Source organism: Borrelia miyamotoi (genome assembly GCF_019668505.1).
Taxonomy (GTDB): Bacteria; Spirochaetota; Spirochaetia; order Borreliales; family Borreliaceae; genus Borrelia; species Borrelia miyamotoi.
This window is the reverse complement of the sequence record NZ_AP024371.1, coordinates 127,612-146,173: the sequence shown is the minus strand read 5'-3', so window position 1 is coordinate 146,173 and position 18,562 is coordinate 127,612. Positions and strand designations below refer to the sequence as shown.

Below are 18,562 nucleotides of genomic sequence, written 5' to 3'. Positions count from 1 at the left end.
TTTATGACCAGAGATTTTATAGTGTCTAATATAGATAAGGCTTTTAGTTTTTTTGTTGATAATTTTTCGAATTCCAATGGCATAGGGTTTGCAAAAGTTGTTATTTTTTTGTATGAAAATTTGAAAAATTTGTTTCTTTTAATTAATCCTATTCTTTTTATTGTGATTATTTGTGTTTTAAGTTTTTTATTTTTAAAGAAAAGATTGGCTTTACTGATTATGTTGGGATTTTGTTTTATTTTATATTTTGATCTTTGGGAAGTTTCAATGGATACTATATCAATTATTTTTGTATCTGTGTTTTTTTCAGTGATTTGGGGAATTTTGATAGGTATTTTATGTGGATATTATTCAAAATTTTATGTATTTTTAAAACCATTTCTTGATTTAATGCAGGCAATGCCTCCATTTATTTATTTAATACCAGCTATACCTTTTTTTGGTATGGGTACATCTTCAGCTATTTTTGCTACAATAGTTTTTGCTATGCCTCCTGTTATTAGATATACAAGGCTTGGAATTATTCAAGTTCCAAGTGAAGTCATTGAGGCTGCAAAGTCTTTTGGAAGTAGTAATGTTCGTATTCTTTTCCAAATTCAGTTACCATTGGCTCTTCAAAGCATAATAGAGGGAATTAATCAATCAATAATGATGGCAATATCTATGATAGTAATTGCAGCGATGGTTGGTTCATCAGGGCTTGGCAGAACAGTAATATATTCTGTTGAAAGATTAAATTTTGGTGAAGGTTTAATATCTGGATTAGCTGTTGTGATAATAGCCATTATTTTAGATAGAATTATGCAGGCTATTTTTATTAAATTTAGTTATTTAAATACTGATAATTATGGAGCAAAAAAGGAAAATAAATTCAAAAGATTTTTAGAAATGTATAATAAATAATAATTTTGTTTTTATGCATTAGTAGGAGAATTGGATTATGCGAAGTTTATTAATATCTATTTTTATAAGTTTTATTTTAGTTTTGTTTTCTTGTGATAAGAATGATAATTCTAATAATGATAACTCCAAGGATTTAAAATTAATCAAGATTGCGTATGTTAATTGGATAGGAGAGACAGTCGCTACTAATATTATAAAAGTCATTTTTGAGAAAATGGGGTATAAGGCAGAGATATTTCCTGTTACAACATCTGTTATGTATCAGTATTTGTCACTGGGGCAGGTAGATGGTATGGTATCTGCATGGGTTCCTACGGCGGATAAGTTTTATTATGAAAAATTTAAGGATAAATTTGTTGATCTTGGTGCTAATTATGAGGGAACGTTACAAGGATTTGTAGTTCCAAGTTATGTTACAATTTCAAATATTGCTGAGCTTAAGGGTAGAGGAGCTGAGTTTAAAAATAAAATGGTAGGAATAGATGCTGGAGCTGGCACACAACTTTCTGTAGAAAAAACCCTTAATCTTTATGGATTAGATCAAGAATATGAACTTATTTCTTCAAGTGAGAGTGTAATGCTTGCAAGTTTAGAGTCTGCTATTAAAAAGAATGAGTGGATTTTAGTTCCTTTATGGAAGCCCCATTGGGCATTTGCCGAATATGATATTAAGTTTTTAGATGATCCTTTGTTAGCAATGGGAGGGCCTGAGAGTATTCATTCTCTTGTTAGGATTGGTCTTAAAGAAGATGATCCTGATGCTTATTATTTATTTGATAATTTTTATTGGAATGATGATTTGTTGTTGCCTTTGATAGAGAAAAATTATAAAAAGTCTGGGCATGAATATACTAATGCTGTTGAATTTGTTGATTTTTATAAAGAGTATGTCAAAAATTGGGTTCCAGATAAATATAAAAGTTTATTTGATTAATCTTTCTTTAAATTTCTTTAATGATTTTAATATTGGGTTTTTAATTGGTAGTGGCTCAGAACCTCCTTTAAATAGTGCATTGCATCTAAGCAGTCTTAGTTTAATTAGAATCAAGGCTGTTATAATGTTGTATTTTATTAAACATTCTAATGCATAATTTGAACAGCTAGGTTCATATATGCACTGAAAGCCAATGATTTTGGAAAAAGTTTTTTGATATATCTTAATTAATAAAATAAGTATCAAGTTTGGTGTTAGGAAAATCTTTTTTAAGATGTTCATGTACATAATTATATTATGTTATCATCATTTTCACTAAATTTATGATATACTAGTTATATAGTTTATACTGTAATCATTTGTAAGAATGTTTTTATGTGTAGCTGTAAAAGGGTAGAAGTGGATATTAAAAGGTTAATTTTTATTTTGCCGTTTTCTTTTTATGCAGAAGTTATGCAAATATCTGCTGAAGATGCTGTTCGTATGGCTTTAAAGTACGGGTTAGATGTTCAAAATGCTGAGTACGAAGAAAAGATAAAAAAATTACATAAAGATACTTCTTGGAATGTTTTTATTCCAAATTTAGAGATTAGTTCAAGTTTTTCAGAGTCTAGCTTTGCTATACCTAATTTAATAGGTAATGCACATTGGTTCTTAGGTTTTGGGTTTTCTGCTAATTTTTCGATATCTGCATCTGATTTCAGTAAAATTAAGCTTGCTATTCTTAATTATGAGTTTGCTAAGTTCACCAAAGATAAGGTTATTAAAGGTATTAAGTTAAATGTGCTTAAAATGTATAATGAATTAATAGCTTTCAAAAATATTTTAGAAGTTTTGAAAAGTCAACTTAAAAATAGCAGAGTTAAAGTTGAGCAAGCAAGAATTGCTTATAATAATGGACTTATTTCTGAAATAGATTATCTTGATGCTAAGCTGAAGTATAGCAAGTTCCAACCTGATTTAGAACAGCAAATTATTGAATTTGAAAGGATAAAGGAAAAATTTAAATTATTATTAGGGTTGGATGTCTTTCAAGATTTTGAGACTATAGGAGAGTTGTCAGACGAGATATTAGATATTTCATTATTTGATAAGGTTATAGATGTTAACGGGTCTTTAGAAGTGAGAAAGTTAAATGGTTCTGCTAAAATTATGAAAACTATGCTTAATAGTCTTTGGCTAGATACTTTCTTACCAAAATTTTCATTTTCAATTTATTATGGGCCTGGAGGCATTGCTTTTAGCAATGGTTTGGGTAATTCGTCCAATCAAGGGTTTCAATTTTCTTTGGCATTAACTTATAGTTTGAATGAGATTTTACCATTTTCAAAAAGCTTTATAGGAATATGGGAGCAAGATTATCAATTACAAATTTTAGGCAATAAAATTGAAAGTAAGATTCGTGAATTAAAAGCTAATATTATTCAGAAGCGTGAGAGTATAAGACTATATAAATCTATTTTAGATAATTCCAAGATAAATTTAGAAATGTCTAAAAGGAATTATCATGTGGCTTTTAAGGCCTTTAATGCAGGAACCTTAGATCTTTTGAAATTAAATGACATTGAAGCTTCCTATAAACAGAGTGATTTGCAGCTTATAAAAGATAAGCTAAATTATGCTAATATAATACTTGAATATAGAGATTTAGTAAGTGAGTTGGATTAGTGAGAATGTTTTGTGAATTTTATTTTTAATATTGGGGTTCATTGTAAACATTATTTATTGTTTCTATTTTTGTTATTTATTTTTTCGTGTAGTAGGAAGATTAATGGTGAACTTCAAGGGAATATTAATACCAATGATCATGTTAGTGAGTCTTTTAGATTTCCAGTTATTGTTGTGAAGGCTAGAAAGGGGACTTTAAGTAATTATATTACTTTAAATGGGGATATAGATGTCAAAGTTAAAGCTGAGGTTTTCCCAGATGTTACCGGTAAAATAGTGTCTCTTCATGTTAAGCTTGGAGCTTATGTAAAACAGGGACAAGTAATTGCAGTACTTGATCCGTCAAAGCCAGGGTCTCTTTATTTAAAGAGTTCAGTAAGAGCACCAATTTCTGGATATGTTTTATCTGTTAATTTCAAAGTTGAAGATATAGTTGGACCTCAAACAAGTATTGCTTTAATAGGGAAAATAGATGCAATTCAGATAAAAACTTATGTTACTGAGAAATATATCTTAGATGTCAAGGCTGGCAGTGATGCAGTTATTGAACTTGAATCTTATCCTAATGAAAAATTTAAAGCAAAAATTTCACAAGTGTCTCCTGTTTTGGATTTTAAGAGTCGTACTGCTGCGGTATATCTTGAACCTATAGGAGATAATAAAAGCAAAATGCTTGTTGGTATGTTTGCCAAGATCAAGCTTATTACTAAGCATTTAGAAAACGTGGTTAAAATTCCAAAACGTGCTTTTATTGAGCGAGAGGGTAAACTTTGCGTATTTAAGTTAAATATAGCTAAAAAAATGGTTGAAAGAGTATTTCCTATAATAGATTTTGAGGTAGATAATATTGTCTCTATTCAGGCTGGCATTAATGAAAATGATTTAATTGTCATTGAAGGTCTTTCTTCGCTTTCTGATGGAGCTTATGTGGATATAGTGGATATTCAAGATGGGCTTGCTGCTGAAGACAATGTTTAGTTTTGAGGTTCGATATTGTTAGTAAAAAAGGTTATTGGTAGACCAATAGCTATGTTAATATTATTTTCGTTATTGGTTGTAATTAGCATTTATACTTTTTCAAGATTAAAGGTAGATTTGTGGCCCGTTATTGAAGAAAATTATGTCATTATTTCTACTAACTGTGCGGGAAGTTCTGCTAAAGAAATTGAAAGAAAAGTAACTAGTGTTTTAGAAGGCAATTTAGCCTTGATAAAGAATATAAAAAAAATCAACAGTGTTTCTTTTAAAGAGACTAGCAATATTACTATTCAATTTTATCGTGGAACTAATGTAGATTTAGCTTTAAATGAAATAAGAGATGTGATTGAGTCTTCAAAAAGCTTGCTACCTAAAGAAGCAAGCTTGCCTAAAATTCATAGAGGAAGTGCAAGAGATTTGGTATTATTGTCATTTGTTATGTATGCAGATAGGTCTGTTATAGAACTTAAAAGGTATGCTGATAATATTATTAAGCCCAAGTTGGAAAGGCTTAATGGGGTTGGACATGTGCAGATTAGTGGAGGTGAGGCTAAACACGTTTTAGTTGAAGTTTCTCAAAATAGGTTGGAGGCATATGGACTAACTTTATCAGCAATAGCACCATTTATTTCTTCTCACAATTTTGAATTGTCGGTTGGTAGCTTATTAGACAATAATTTAAGATATCAAGCACAAGTATCTGGAGAATTTAATTCGATTAAAGACTTGGAAGACGTGGTTATTTCTTATAAGACTCCAAATACTTATTTAGGTGATAATAATTCTCTTGCTCAAATTAGATTAAGGGATATTGCAAGTGTTGATATGGTCTCTTATGATTTAAAAAATTATGTATATTATAATGGCAAGCCTTCTATTTGGGTATCTATCAAAAAACAAAGTGGTGCAAATCCTGTTGTTGTTTCAGATTCAGTAAATGCAGAGATTGAGGGAATCAAGCTTGAACTTCCAAAAGATATATTCTTAGAGCTTATTAATGATACTTCTGAGTTTATTAAAAAGGCTATTTTTTCTGTTTCTGATGCAGCTTATTCTGGGGCAATGCTTGCGTTATGTATTATTTTTTTCTTTTTAAGGAGTCTTAGAGCGACAATTATTATTGGGATTGCAATACCATTAGCTATTATTCTTACCTTTTGTTTGATGTATTTTGCGGATATTTCGCTGAATATTATGAGTCTTTCGGGTCTTGCTTTGAGTGTTGGTATGCTTGTAGATTGTTCTATTGTTGTAATAGATAATATATATAAATATAGACAGAGGGGAGCTAAACTCATTTCATCTGCCATTCTTGGAACACAAGAGATGATGCTACCAATTATGGCTGCTACTCTGACATCAATTTGTGTTTTTCTTCCTATGCTTATTTTTAAGGCTGAATTGGATATTATTGGTGATTTTATTAGGGATTTTGCTTTCACTATTGTAGTATCTTTGACTGCTTCTTTATTTGTTGCAGTTTTTTTAGTTCCTGTTCTTTCAAGTTATTATGTTGGGATTTATACTACTTTTCAAAAACCTATCAAGAATAAATTTATTAGAAAGATTGATAATTTTTTTTATGGGATTTATTCTTTTGGTGAACGATTTTATGTTAAGTTGCTTAAATACGTTTTAACTAACAAGATAATTTTTTCGCTTATTATTCTCTTTAGTTTTGTTTTAAGTTTAGCTTTATTTCCCCTTTTAAATGTATCTTTTATTCCCGAAACCCATTCTTATTCTATGGATTTTTTTTTTAGATTTCCCCATGAGCAGAGTTTGGAAATTTCAAGAATTCACTCAGATAAAGTTTTAGAAATTTTAAAGAGCGAAATTAAGGGTTATAAGAGTGTTATTTCTGAAATAAGTTTAAGTGGGTTTTCCTTTAGAATTATATTTCCTTTAAGTGAAGAGAACAGTAGAGAATTTATTAAGGAGCAAGGAGATATTAAATATAGAGTTGATAAGCGTGTTGAAAATCTTTATCCTGATCTTGGTTCTCATACTTTTTCAGGAGGTACTTCTTTTGGTGGGTCTCCTATTGATATTAAAATTATTGCGTCTGACTTTGGGTATGCAATAGAATATGGAAAGTTGTTAGTTAGTCTTTTAAAGAAAGAATTTCCCAATCTTGTTAATCCTGGACTTGATATAAAAGAAGAGCTTCAAATTGATATAGAATTAGATAAAGAGAAGGCTTATTATTATGAAATTAGTGTGTCAGATCTTTCAAAAGAGATTAAGGGTAATATTGATGGGATTTTGGCAGGGAAATACACTCAAGATGGGATAAATTATGATATTGTGCTCAAGCTTGATAGAGGAAATATGACTAGTTTGAGAGATTTGGATAAAATGTTTGTTATGAATTCAGCTGGTATTAAAATTCCTCTCTCTTCAATAGTGAGGCTTAAGAAAAAAAAAGGATTTGGAGAGATTTTAAGAGAAAATCAATCGTTAGTAGTTAACCTTACATCAGGTGTTGCTCCAAATGAAAATTTAGCTTTGATTACGGCAAATGTAGTGAATTTTGTAACTAATAAGGTTCCTAAAAAGGATGGTGTGTTAGTTAAGTTTGAAGGAGAATACAGTGAATTTATGAAGAGTATGCAGCATTTTATGGTTATAATTTTTATGGCTATCTTACTTGTATTTGGAGTGTTGGCAGCACAATTTGAGTCTCTATTAAAGCCATTCATTATTCTTTTTACAATACCATTAACGTTAATAGGTGTTTCTCCAATTTATTTCATATCAGGAGAACATGTTTCTGTTTTTACTGCTGTTGGTATGCTTATGCTTATTGGAATTGTTGTTAATACAGGCATTGTGTTGGTAGATTATATTAATTTATTGATTAAAAGGGGATTTAGTATTAGAGAGTCCGTACTTGAAGCAGGCCGTTCTAGGTTTAGGCCAATTTTAATGTCTGCTTTAACATCGATAATTGGGTTTTTTCCTCTTGCGTTTTCAGATTCAAGTGATAATGCTCTTATAAGGCCAATTGCTTTTACCTTTATTGGTGGAATGATTGCTAGTACATTATTGACTTTACTTTTTATTCCTGTGATTTTTGAAATTTTTTCTAAGCTTTCTGTAAAAAATTTTATTTTTTTTAAATCGTGTATTTTTATTGGCAGAATTAATCCTAAAGAAGGAGGTGAGAGCTTTTTCAATAAAAGTCAAAGTGAAAATAGCATTAATATTTCCAAAAATAATGATAATGGGAACACCAAGATTGATGGTAATTTTGATAATCTTTTTATTGATGAGGATTAAGACTAGGCGTGTCTGTGTATATAGTAGAAATAATTTCTAATCCATCTTTAGAGCTTGATCTTCATGAATATCTTAATAAGATAGAAGATGATTTGGGTGAAAGATATATTATTCTAAGATATATAATGTTCGTGGTAAAGGGAGAAAGGGCGAAAAGTAAATTGATGGGATTTGGTCAGAGGAAAATTTTATTCTTATAGTGTCTGAAGGAATTAGATTTTTTATTATAGGCAATTAGAACTTTTTTATGCTTAATAGTACATATTTTGATTTTTAAAACCTTTCTCTATAAATAATAATTATTTCAATAAAGTAATTGGAAAAAAGACATTCAGTGTAAGCATTATCTCATTGACTAATCTACAAGTAATTAAAATTTGAATTAGGATTTTATTATTGAAAATGTTATAATCTAGTAACATTATTAATATCATTAGATATTATATAAAGTAGGATTATATGTCTGTAGTAAAAGCTTTTTTTGAGATTGCTGAAAAGCATGGCAGTGGAATTGCACAAATATATAGAGGAAGCAATAAAGAGTATTTCAGAGTTACTTATAAGGATTTAAAGAATAATGTTTTGAAATTTGCATCATTCTTAGAAAAAATGGGTTTGGGGTATCAAGATAAAGTGTTTATTTGTTCTGAGAATAGAGTTGAATGGAGTGTTATAGATTTTGCAATTTTGGCTTTAGGTGCTGTGGATGTTCCAAAGGGAACTGATGTTACTTTTTTTGAGATTGAAGTAATTATTAATGCCATTCTTCCAAATATAGTGATAGTGGAAAATTTAAATCTTCTTGATTTGGTTGTGCAGGTTAGTTTTAGAGTTAATCCTATAATTGTTATTATTGATGATTTAAATGAAAAAAATAAGGAACGGTTTAGTAATTTTAAAATTTATACTTACAAAGAGTGTCTTTCAATTGGGGATAACACAAGGCAAGATGAAAAGATTATTAAAATTTTAAAGAATGTTAGTCCTGATGATATGGCAACAATAATATATACTTCTGGTACCACAGGGGCACCTAAAGGAGTAATGATCTCTCATGCTAATTTTCTTTATCAGGTATCTAGTTTTAGTCGTATGGTTAGTGTTACTGAGGGTCAAATATTTATGTGTATTTTACCAATTTGGCATTCATTTCAGAGATCGTTTTCTTATAATATTTTTCTTAAAGGTATGACTTGTTTATTTTCAAGTATTGTTCCAAGGAAGATGCTTGATGATATTAAAAATATTAATCCTCATTATCTTGCTGCTGTTCCTAGACTTTGGATTGCAGTAAGACAGAATATTTTTAAAGAGCTTGTCAAAAAGTCATTCTTAGCAAGATTATTATTTGAAATTTTTGTTAAAGTAGCATGTTTGCATGATATCTGCTCTAGGATAGTTTTAGGATTGTACCCTAATAATGGATTTGATTTATTCATGCCTATAAAAAAATTTTTAGGAGTTTTGGGTTTAGTAGTTTTATTTCCGCTTAGAAGTTTGGGAGATTTTCTTATTTTTAAAAAAATAAGAAAATTTTTGGGCAACAATTTTATTGTTGGAATTGCTGGTGGGAGTAGTATGTCTTTATCTGTTGCTAGGTTTTTTAATTCAATTGGGATTAAGCTTGCTAATGCTTATGGGTTAACAGAAGCATCTCCTGGTGTTGCATCTAATGAGTATGGGAAATTAATGCTTGGTACTTGTGGCAAAATATTGCCTGGAACTGTTGCTGAAATTAGGGATGAACATGGGAATAAGCTTAAAAAGCCAGGTAAAGGAATCCTATTTATTAAAGGTCCTCAGGTTATGATTGGATATTATCAAGATGAAGATGCTACAAGGCGGGTTATTGGAGCTGATGGATTTTTAGATACGGGGGATATTGTTAAGTTGTCAAAGGATAATGTTGTTCAGGTAATAGGGAGAGAAAAAGATACTATTGTTTTAAATAATGGAGAAAATATTGAACCTATGCCAATTGAAATTAAGCTTGAAGAATCTTTATTGATTGAAAAAGCTGTTGTTGTGGGGCAGGATCAAAAATTTTTAGGGGCATTAATTCTTCCTAATTTTGAAGAAGTGAATAAATATTTAGAGAGCATAGGTCAGAAAATTCTTGATGCTCACAATAAGCGACAGATTATTGCAAATAACATTGTTCTTAAAGCTATTAATGATGAGATAAAAAAACTTATTAATAGAACTAATGGATTTAAGCCTTTTGAGCAAGTATTAAAGTTTGTCCTTTTAGAAAAACCATTTGAGATAGGTAAAGAGATGTCTGTTAAGATGGATGTTAAACGTAATTATATTTTAGATTTTTATAGAAATGAGATAAAGAATTTATTTTCTTAAATTATTTTAGTGTTATTTCAAGTTCATTGATGTCTTTTAATTTTGTGTTAGGTGGGTGAGATTGTTTATATACAAAACCATTGCCGTTTACCTTAATTTTTATGTTTTTATAGTTTTTTAAAATTTTTATTAGATCTCTTTTTGAGACCCCTGTAAAGTTTGGTAAAGCTCCTGTTTTTTCGTATTTTATTGTAGGTTTTGATATGCTAATTCTTGAAGAAATTTTGATTTCATTGTATGCATTTTTATTATTTCTATGTTCAATCAATTCTATTATTTCTTTTGCCATTGGTGCAGCAATTCTTGTTCCATATATTATCTTTTTAGGATATCTATACACAATGTATATAATGTATTTTGGATTTTCTGTAGGATATATTACTAGTATTGAGGATGTATAGTCTTCTTCTGAGTATTTTCCTGTATTTTTATCAATTACTTGAGAAGTTCCACTTTTTGCGGAAATACTTAAGTTTTTCATTTTAAGTTTTGGTATTCCTCCTTTATTTACAACTTCTTGCATCATTTTTAAAACTTTTTTTGCTGTATTAGTAGATATTACTTTTTTAATTTCTTCTTTTTGAAATTTTTGAATTGTATTTTCCATTTCATCGCTTATCTTTTTTATGATTTTGGGTTTTAACATAATTCCGTTATTGCTTAATATGCTAGCAGCTTGTAGTATTTGAATAGCAGATACTCCTATTTCTTGTCCAAATCCGATTGTGGCTTTGCTTCGTCCTGACCATTTTGAATAGTGAGTTAGGAGACCTTTTGTCTCTCCGGGGAAAGGAAATCCTACTTTTTCTCCAAAGCCAAAGTCTATTAATTTGTTATAGAAATATTCGTTACTTACTTTATCTGTAATGTGGGCTATTCCTACATTTGATGAATAAATTAGGATTCCACTAGGATTGATGTAGTCATAAGGAGGATTTAAAGTTTTGATTGTAACTATTTCACCTGATTTGAATTTTTTTTGGTATACACCGTTATCTAGAAATTTTTCATTTGATTTTAATAATCCACTGTCTAAGAGGATAGCTACTGTAAAAATTTTGTTAATACTTCCAGGCTCATAGGTAAGAGAGGTGGCAAAATTGTGCCATATTTCTTTAGAATAATTTGAATAGTAATTGGCATCATATTGTGGAAGTTGAAGCATTGATAAAATTTCTCCATTCTTAGCATCCATTACTATGGCAATCATGTTTTCAGGTTGATTTTCTTTAAAGTATTTTTTTGCTATTTGATTTATATTTTTTTGCAGGTCTATGTCTATTGTTAAGTATATGTTGTTTGTACTTAATTTTTCGTTTATAGATTTTTGTTTAGTGAGATCCCCATTTAATATGCTATTTAGAGACAGTTCAAGGCCTTCAAGCCCAATGTTATCAGTTCCTACAAAACCTGTAATGTTGCTTGTTAGTTCTTTAAATGGATAAATTCTTGTATAGTCTGGATAAAGTATGATGTCTTTTAATCTGCCTTCTGATTGAATTCTTTTAATTAATTCAGATTCTTCCCTTGTTACTTTTCTTTTTATATATGTGAATCCTTTTTTTGAGGACAGTTTTTTTTTTAGTGTTTGAGGATCAATTTTCAGTATTGCTCCAAGGGTTTCTGATATACTTACAATATTTTTTATTTTATTTGGGTAAGTTCCTATTGAATGTGATTTTGAAGAGAATGCTATTATTTTACCATTTCTGTCATAAATATTTCCTCTTCTTGAGATGTAATTTATATTTTGGTTGAAATATGGTATATCTTTTGAGGACATTAGCATAAAATATTTATAAATGGTTAAAAGTGTTATTATTAGGAAAGCTATGAGAACTATATTTAATCTTAAGTTGCTGGCAAAATTTTTACGCATTAAGTATTTAGGTGCTCCTTATAAGTAATAAATATTTAACAGTTTAAGATTAATGTTTGATTAATTTCTTCTCATATTTATAATATTATATTATGAAAAGATTGAATTTTAAATTAGTAGAGGTTTAAATATAGTGGATGTCAGAACTTTAAAAGGGTTTAGAGATTACTTGCCAAAAGAAGCGTTGATTCGTACTCATATTATAAGGCAAATACATAGTGTTCTTGCTTCATATAATTTTGATTTGATGGATACTCCTATTCTTGAGTATTCTGAATTTTTATTAAGGAAAAGCGGGGATGAGATAGAGAAACAAATCTATCGATTTAAAGATAATGGGGATAGAGATGTTTCTATGCGTTTTGATTTAACGGTTCCTTTTGCAAGATTTATGGCTACTAATAGAAATAAGCTTAAATTTCCTTTCAGAAGATCTCAACTGGGAAGAGTGTTTAGGGGGGAAACCCCTCAGAAGGGTAGATATAGAGAATTTCTACAGTTTGATTTTGATATAGTTGGTGAGGATACTTTTCGTGGTGATGCTGAGATTCTATCTGTTGTTTATTGTGGGCTTGAAGATGTTTTTTTAAATTTCATAGAAGGTATTAATAGAAAGTTTATTGTCCACTTTTCTCACATTGGGATATTGAAAGCTTATATTGATAAATTGGGGTTAAAAGATGCTACTGTCTTTATTTTAAGAAATGTAGATAAATTAGATAAGATAGGAATTGAGAATGTGAGAGAAAATTTGCTTTTACAGATAAGCGAAAAACATGTTGATTTAATATTAGAATTTATAAATTTACAAGGGACTTTTTGGGATAAATTGAAGACATTAAAAGGTATTTTAGAACATAATAATGATATTAAAAGGATTGAAGAGATCTTTATACATCTTAGTGAATTGGGAATTCAGGATGCATTTAACTTTAATCTTAAAATAGTTCGTGGACTTGATTATTATACCGGGCTTGTATTTGAGGCTAAGATGACAGGCATTGATATGGGAAGTATTTGTAGTGGTGGAAGATACAATAATTTATTATCTTTATTTTCTAACTCGTTACAAAAAGTTTCAGGGGTTGGGGGCTCTTTTGGTGTTGATAGGATTCACAATATAATTGATAGTGACAAATTTAATTACATTAAGTTGTTTGTTGTTAAAGCCAGTTCGAGGGTATTAATTGTTAACATAGATTCTGGTTTGCAAGATTATTATTATAAACTTGCAGATAAATTTAGAAGACATGATTATTCTAAGGTAAACAATATTGCTTGTGAGGTATATCCAAAGAATAAGGATGGTAAAAATATTAAGGAGCAAATAGAATATGCTCTTGATAAGGCTATAAGATTTTTATTTTTTATAGGGCAAGAGGAATATAAAGAAGATAAGATAAAGGTAAGAGATTTAACTAAAAAGGAAGAGTTGTTATTGTCTTTTGATGAGGCTATAAAATTTGTTAAAGGAAATGACAAATTTTTGTTCACGCCTTTTTAGCTTAAAAGTATGTAAGCTTTAATAGCTTTATTTGTTAGTCATAAAATTAATTCTTTTTTTCTCTATTTTGCGTATTGTGATTGCATTTAGAGTTAGTTCTTTTGTGTTATAGTTATAGTCTATTTGGCCAAGTATTTCAGCAGAGTCTTTGAAATCAATGTCGATATCAAAAGTAGTTTTTGTTGTTATTATTCCTTCAAGAGTATTTTTGTTATATCCGACATAAAAGTCAAAGTAGGTTATGTTATCTTTCTTTTCAATATTGTTTATAATTCCTGACCATTTTATATATACATTTGAATAAATTGATGGGTTATTTTGAATTTCTTTTAAAGATAAATAGTCGTTGAATGTAATAAAGTCTGGTCTTGAGATAAAACTTGCTAAATTTTTAGCTTTAAGTTTAATTGATTCTGATGCATTTGAGTTTAATATTTTATTTATTTCAATTCTTGCAAAATTATCTTTGCCTTTTTTTAGATAAGTTTTTATCTTTTGAAATGAATTTTTGATTTCAGTTTCAGTAAGTATGAATACAAATTGTCCTTCATGGTTTTTAATTTTTTCTTTGTCATTTATTTTAATATCATCAATGTATGCTGCAATATTGTTTATAGATTTGTTTTCTTTTGAGGTAGAATCATTTAATGTTATTTTAATTGTTTCTTTATAATATGTAAATAAGAATATTATTGCTATTACTAAGAATGCAAGGCTTGATATTGTGAAGGACTTTATTAATTGAGATAGGTTGTATCTTGTTTTTACTTTAATTTCAGGAAATAGTTTGGCATATAGTTTATTTTTATTCAGGAATAGTGTTCCTTGAATAGGATTTTTTCGAATGGTTTCTAAAGAGAGTTCTGATCGTTTTATTGCTTGATTTTCTTCTATCATTTTAAGCCATATCTGTATAGCCTTGTCTTCTTTGCCTTGGGCTGCCAGTAGTATTGCAATTGATTGCTTGACATCTGGTTCTGTTGGATTTAAAGTATAAGCTTTCTTTAGATATGTTTGAGCATTTCCTAAATTTCCTATTCTAAGATAAGATATTCCTAAAATATAATGATAGAAATAGTGATTCTTGTAAAAGAAAATTTCCTTTTCTAAAAGTTTTATTACATCTGAGTATCTCTGAGAGTTATAATAGCGAATAGATTTGTTAATAAGTTTATTAGGTTCCATTTTCATAAAGTTGAAGTTACCCTCATGATTATTATTTTGAATATTTTTCACATAAATTTTATCTTAAAAAAATAATAAATAGAATATTGTTTTTTGTTTTAAAGGGGCCGGTTTGACTAAAAACTTATTAATGTTATAATTATATAAACTCATTTGGAATTTATACATATTTTAAAGTGGTAGGAATGTGTCATCAGAAAAAATCGCGGAATTAATCAAGGATGTTTATTTAAGTTTCAGGAAAGGTGATTTTAAAACAGCCTTAATGAAATCAGAAGAAGCACATTCTCTTGATTTTGATAATATTGAGGTTTTAACGGCTTTAAAAAGTTCTGTATATTGGAGTGGCCAGGTTGAAAGCCTTGACCGGATAGATAAAGACTATGAAAAGGCTGAGTTTTTAATAAGAGAGTGGAATAATTTTGCTAGAAGATATTTAAAAAAGATGAATTTTGATTTTATTCAAGGCCGGAACTCAATTAAGTATTTTGTATTTCAATTATGCTTAACTATATATAAAGATATATATAAATTACAACCAGAAAATTTAGATATTTTGATAAAGATTGCTAAGTCTTATAAGGGAATGGGAAATTATGAGAGGGCTATAGCAGTTTTTTTGCAGATATTAGGCGATGCGAAAGAAAATGCAGATGTAGTTGCTGAGCTTGCTGATTCTTATGCTCTTATTGATGAAATTAAAGAGGCTAAAGTATTATTTAGAGAGGCTTTTTTTATTAATCCTCAAAAGATAGATATAGATGCACTTGAATCTGAGATGATACTTAAGTTAATAGAAGCTATTAAGAGTGATAGGAATATTTCTGATACCCTTATTAAGGAGTGGATACCCGTTTATGGTGCATTAAATGGTGTGTTTAATATAAAAAGAGAATTAAGGCCTATTGAGCTTGGTCATTTAAAGCAGTCTGTTTATAGCTTGCGTAATGAGCTTAAGGAGAAGTCTTATAGATCAATAAATGAGAGCATATTGCTTCCAAGGCTTATCAATAAATATTTTTGGCTTATTGATCATTATGTAAGGATAAAAGAAGATCGTGTCCGAATTGATGAAATTTTATCTTATATTAAAGAAATAGATATAGGAATATATCAGCAGTATGTCAATTAGTTTGGTTTTAATAAAATTGGTATTAGGAGAGTTGAATGTCTAACACTACTATAGAAAGATTGGATAATATCTTGCAAGAGGATAAGTGGACAAGAATAGTTGTTAATAATTATTCTCTTGCAAAGATAAGAGAATTGGATGAGTTAATAGATAATATAATTTCTGAAAATTTAACAGAGGAAGCTTTAGATATTTGTGGTAAACATTTAAAGGATGTCAAGAAGAGTATTGCTGGTCTTTATATTTCAGGCATGCTTATATATAGTAGAAGGCCACTTAATGATATGAGTTTGCTTACGGTTTTGGACTTGTTTTCTCAAAATTTGAGGTGGTCTCTTGTTGAACATATATGTCATAAGATGCTTTTAACTTCTGAAAATAAGCATGCACTTTACACGCTTGCAAAGATATATTCGCAAAATAACGAGAATGAGAAATTACCAGATATTTGGATTCGTATTGTTGAAGCTGATGTTGATGATACTGTATTTGTAAGGCAACTTGCTATGCATTATGAGAATATTGATTTGCAAAAATCAATATATTTTTTTAGAAAAGCCATTTATCGTTTTATTGATAAAAAACAAATGTCAGGCATTAGAGAAATATGGTCTAAATTGATTCGATATACTTCTGATGATTTTGATTCTTTTCTTCTAATACTTCAGAAAGTTGAAAAAGAACTTGGTTTTAAGAAAGCTGTGGTTCTTTATGAAGATTTATATGAGCATTATTCTGTAAGTGGAAATGTTGATGAAACAATAGAAATTTTAAAGGGAATTTTAAAGCTTGACCATAAAAATCAGAAAGCAAGAGAAAATTTAGTTATTTTTTTAAGAGAAAAATATAAGGATATTAAAAATATTGGGGAATACCTTGAAAAATCTGATATCGAAAACTTAGATAAAAATTTTGTTGATGTTTATTCTGATTTTGAAAAGTATTTATTTTTTGCTAAAGGCAATTTTGTATATCATCAGACTTGGTTTGTAGGAATAGTTAAGGATGTAAATGAACAAGGGATTGTGGTTGATTTTGTTTCTAAGCGTGGACATTTTATTAGTTTTGATATGGCTATTTCTGCTTTAGCTCCTCTTGAAAAAGAAAATATTAGGGTTTTAAAGGCGATTAAGCCAAAAGAAGAGCTTGTAGAGAGTTTAAAGAAAGATATTGAATGGGCCTTAAGAGTAATTATTAAAAGTTATAAGTCAATTGATCTTAAAGGAATTAAAAGAGAACTTGTTCCAAGTTTGATGACTAAGAGCGCGTGGAATGCTTGGAGTGTGAAAGCTAAGCAAATTTTAAGAGATAATCCTCATTTTGTTATGGCATCTGGAAAAGCTGACTTTTATATGTATAATGAGAGGGCTTCTAACTTTAATGAAAAAGTTTATGATAAGTTTAAAATAGAAAAAGATTTTTACAAAAGATATGAAATTTTTATGCACTATTGTACAGCAGGTGGTGTTATAAAGGATTGGCATATTGAAGAGGAAATGCTTAATTATTTTTTAATTTATGTTAATAATTTTACAAAGGTTGATCATTATGTTATAAGTTCTTATGTAATACTTAAATCTTTAAAAAACTCTGAGAGTGGCATTGCGTTGAAAGTTAATATTGAAAAAGATATTAACTTGGAGGTTCTCTTAAGAGAATATTCCAAAAATATAGTCGATCTTTTTGATTCAATTTTGAATGCGGAGATTAAAAAAGAGTTGGTATCTTTAATTAAAGAAGAGTTGATTGATTGGGTTGATTATTATAAACAGCTTTTTCCTTATTATATTAATAAAAAATTGATAGATTCTCTTTACAAGGAAGATGTAAAAGAAATCGAACAGCTTTTTAATTATGTTATAAAAAATTATAAAATCTATAAGGATGCTTATATTTGGATTTTAAAGCATTATACTGTTTATTCATTAAATTTGGATTATTCTGATTCAGAGTTGTTAGTAAGTTTAATCAAGATTTTAACAGGCAGTGTTGTCAAGATTAATAATAAAAATAATTCTGTTGCTAATAAGAGAATTTATAAGATGGTAATTAATCTTTTGATTAAGGATAAATACCTTAATATTGTTTTAAGTAAAGTCATGGATGAAGAACTTGCCAAAAGGGTATATATGACGTGTTTTTATATAAGAGATTTTCCTCCAAAGGATCTCTTACATATTAAATCTGCAATAAGAACTGTGTTTGGTGATATTGAATTTGAAGATGAGAAAATGCAATTTGCAGGAGATAAAGTTGAGATAGGATTTTTAACTATTTTAAGTTCTCTTAGTAAAAAGCAAAAGGAATTGCAGTATTTAAAGGATGTAGAAATACCGGAGAATTCTAAGGAAATTGGTAAGGCGCGTGAGCTTGGTGATTTAAAAGAAAATGCAGAGTATCATTCGGCAAAGGAAAGACAGCAATTCTTAACAAAAAGATTAAATTTTCTTATGTCAGAAATAGATGTTGCAAAAGTTGTTGATATTAAAGAGCTTCAAAGTTCTGTTGTTGGGTTTGGAACAAAGGTTACTATGATTAATAAAGATACTGAAAAAGAAGAGTTTTATTTGATATTTGGACCTTGGGAATCAAATCCTGATGAAGGTATTATATCTTATAAATCTCCTTTTGGAGAGAATTTATTAGATGCAAAAGAAGGGGACAATCTTGATTTTGTAATAAATAATACTCATTTTAGATATCATGTTAAAAAAATAGAACCTGCCAAAATTGATTAAAAGG

Annotated in this window: 12 protein-coding genes and 1 pseudogene; 10 read left to right on the top strand and 3 right to left on the bottom strand. The window is 28.9% G+C overall.

Annotation, left to right across the window (positions count from 1 at the left end; translation table 11 throughout):
* Positions 1–3: 3 nt before the first annotated feature.
* Together K5Q05_RS00700 and K5Q05_RS00695 are read left to right on the top strand one after the other, a co-directional pair.
* Positions 4–903, top strand: coding sequence for an ABC transporter permease (locus K5Q05_RS00700; RefSeq protein ID WP_020954536.1), 900 nt, complete (start codon positions 4–6; stop codon positions 901–903).
* A gap of 37 nt (positions 904–940) precedes the next feature.
* Positions 941–1,837, top strand: a complete 897-nt coding sequence (locus K5Q05_RS00695) for a glycine betaine ABC transporter substrate-binding protein (protein WP_025443969.1) — start codon at positions 941–943, stop codon at positions 1,835–1,837.
* Here the strand turns inward: K5Q05_RS00695 and yidD are convergent.
* Positions 1,826–2,119, bottom strand: a complete 294-nt coding sequence (gene yidD / locus K5Q05_RS00690) for a membrane protein insertion efficiency factor YidD (protein ID WP_165940964.1) — start codon at positions 2,117–2,119, stop codon at positions 1,826–1,828. The two genes, K5Q05_RS00695 and yidD, sit on opposite strands and share 12 nt — an antisense overlap.
* 93 nt (positions 2,120–2,212) lie before the next feature.
* Between yidD and K5Q05_RS00685 the strand changes: the two genes are divergently transcribed.
* From K5Q05_RS00685 to K5Q05_RS00665, 5 genes and pseudogenes are all read left to right on the top strand, one after another.
* Entirely contained in the window at positions 2,213–3,505 is a 1,293-nt protein-coding gene (locus K5Q05_RS00685; protein ID WP_051480306.1) for a TolC family protein, read from the top strand.
* Between the two features lie 12 nt (positions 3,506–3,517).
* Positions 3,518–4,483: an efflux RND transporter periplasmic adaptor subunit gene (locus K5Q05_RS00680; protein WP_025443971.1), complete on the top strand. Its 966-nt coding sequence runs from the start codon at positions 3,518–3,520 to the stop codon at positions 4,481–4,483.
* 15 nt (positions 4,484–4,498) lie between these two features.
* Complete coding sequence (locus K5Q05_RS00675) at positions 4,499–7,765, top strand: efflux RND transporter permease subunit (protein ID WP_044003461.1); 3,267 nt, start codon at positions 4,499–4,501, stop codon at positions 7,763–7,765.
* An 8-nt stretch (positions 7,766–7,773) separates the two neighbouring features.
* A pseudogene (locus K5Q05_RS00670) lies at positions 7,774–8,003 on the top strand (PG0541 family transporter-associated protein).
* A 221-nt stretch (positions 8,004–8,224) separates the two neighbouring features.
* Complete coding sequence (locus K5Q05_RS00665) at positions 8,225–10,120, top strand: AMP-binding protein (protein ID WP_025443972.1); 1,896 nt, start codon at positions 8,225–8,227, stop codon at positions 10,118–10,120.
* A gap of 1 nt (position 10,121) precedes the next feature.
* Here the strand turns inward: K5Q05_RS00665 and K5Q05_RS00660 are convergent, their stop codons facing one another.
* Positions 10,122–11,999 carry a penicillin-binding protein gene (locus tag K5Q05_RS00660; RefSeq protein WP_025443973.1) on the bottom strand — a complete coding sequence of 626 codons (1,878 nt, stop codon included), beginning with the start codon at positions 11,997–11,999 and terminating at the stop codon, positions 10,122–10,124.
* Between the two features lie 133 nt (positions 12,000–12,132).
* On the opposite strand from K5Q05_RS00660, the gene hisS reads away from it, so the two are divergent.
* Positions 12,133–13,503 carry a histidine--tRNA ligase gene (gene hisS, locus K5Q05_RS00655; RefSeq protein WP_025443974.1) on the top strand — a complete coding sequence of 457 codons (1,371 nt, stop codon included), beginning with the start codon at positions 12,133–12,135 and terminating at the stop codon, positions 13,501–13,503.
* A 27-nt stretch (positions 13,504–13,530) separates the two neighbouring features.
* Here hisS and K5Q05_RS00650 read toward each other — a convergent pair whose 3' ends face one another.
* A complete protein-coding gene (locus K5Q05_RS00650) occupies positions 13,531–14,688 on the bottom strand; it encodes a tetratricopeptide repeat protein (RefSeq protein ID WP_025443975.1) in 1,158 nt (385 codons plus the stop codon).
* A gap of 187 nt (positions 14,689–14,875) precedes the next feature.
* Here K5Q05_RS00650 and K5Q05_RS00645 point away from each other — a divergent pair, with 187 nt between their 5' ends.
* Both K5Q05_RS00645 and greA read left to right on the top strand, forming a co-directional pair.
* On the top strand, positions 14,876–15,820 hold the full coding sequence (locus K5Q05_RS00645; RefSeq protein ID WP_025443976.1) for a tetratricopeptide repeat protein: 945 nt from the start codon (positions 14,876–14,878) through the stop codon (positions 15,818–15,820).
* Positions 15,821–15,855: 35 nt separating this feature from the next.
* Positions 15,856–18,558: a transcription elongation factor GreA gene (gene greA, locus K5Q05_RS00640; RefSeq protein ID WP_025443977.1), complete on the top strand. Its 2,703-nt coding sequence runs from the start codon at positions 15,856–15,858 to the stop codon at positions 18,556–18,558.
* The last annotated feature ends 4 nt before the right edge of the window (positions 18,559–18,562 follow it).

Coding starts and splice junctions, on each gene's coding strand:
- K5Q05_RS00700 (WP_020954536.1), top strand. CDS start 4: ATGACCAGAGATTTTATAGTGTCTAATATAGATAAGGCTTTTAGTTTT.
- K5Q05_RS00695 (WP_025443969.1), top strand. CDS start 941: ATGCGAAGTTTATTAATATCTATTTTTATAAGTTTTATTTTAGTTTTG.
- yidD (WP_165940964.1), bottom strand. CDS start 2,119: ATGAACATCTTAAAAAAGATTTTCCTAACACCAAACTTGATACTTATT.
- K5Q05_RS00685 (WP_051480306.1), top strand. CDS start 2,213: ATGTGTAGCTGTAAAAGGGTAGAAGTGGATATTAAAAGGTTAATTTTT.
- K5Q05_RS00665 (WP_025443972.1), top strand. CDS start 8,225: ATGTCTGTAGTAAAAGCTTTTTTTGAGATTGCTGAAAAGCATGGCAGT.
- K5Q05_RS00660 (WP_025443973.1), bottom strand. CDS start 11,999: ATGCGTAAAAATTTTGCCAGCAACTTAAGATTAAATATAGTTCTCATA.
- K5Q05_RS00650 (WP_025443975.1), bottom strand. CDS start 14,688: ATGGAACCTAATAAACTTATTAACAAATCTATTCGCTATTATAACTCT.
- greA (WP_025443977.1), top strand. CDS start 15,856: ATGTCTAACACTACTATAGAAAGATTGGATAATATCTTGCAAGAGGAT.